The following is a 489-nucleotide window of genomic DNA, read 5'->3' as shown; positions in this document are numbered from 1 at the left end:
CGGGGCTCACGTAGCTCAGCTCGACGCCCGCGCCATCCTTGCCGCCGTCCAGCGGCTTCGCGCTCCAGACCTTCGAATCGAAACTGTCGGGCCCGCCGTGCAGCGTGTTGGGCGCGTTGTTGATCGGCAGCTTGTAGGTCTGGCCGTCGAGCTGGAACTGGCCGCCGGCGATGCGGTTCGCGTAGCGGCCGATCAGCGCGCCGAAATGGATGTTGCCGTTGTAGGCCTCGTAATCCTTCAGCGAGGCGAAGCCGAGCACGATATTGGCGGACTTGCCATGCCGGTCCGGCACCTCGATCGCGGTGATCACGCCACCGTAGTTGATCAGCTTGACGGTGGTGCCGCGCGCGTTCCCCAGCGTGTACTCGGTGACGGGCTTGCCGTCCTTGGTGGTGCCGTAAGGCGCCTGGCTCAGCGTGGCGGCCGGCGCGAGCGAGGCGGCCAGCAGGCTTGCCGCGAACAGCGCGCAGGCTGCCAGGCGCGGCGGAT

Annotated in this window: 1 protein-coding gene; it reads right to left on the bottom strand. The window is 68.1% G+C overall.

From position 1 onward, the window contains the following. A partial coding sequence (locus HW466_RS31295; RefSeq protein ID WP_481968805.1) for an aldose epimerase family protein occupies positions 1–478 on the bottom strand: 478 nt, incomplete at its 3' end. Positions 479–489: the final 11 nt, after the last annotated feature.

It is taken from the genome of Burkholderia territorii (assembly GCF_902833055.1).
Lineage (GTDB): Bacteria > Pseudomonadota > Gammaproteobacteria > Burkholderiales > Burkholderiaceae > Burkholderia > Burkholderia territorii.
The sequence above is the reverse complement of the archived record's forward strand: the minus strand, read 5'-3'. Positions and strand labels throughout refer to the sequence as shown.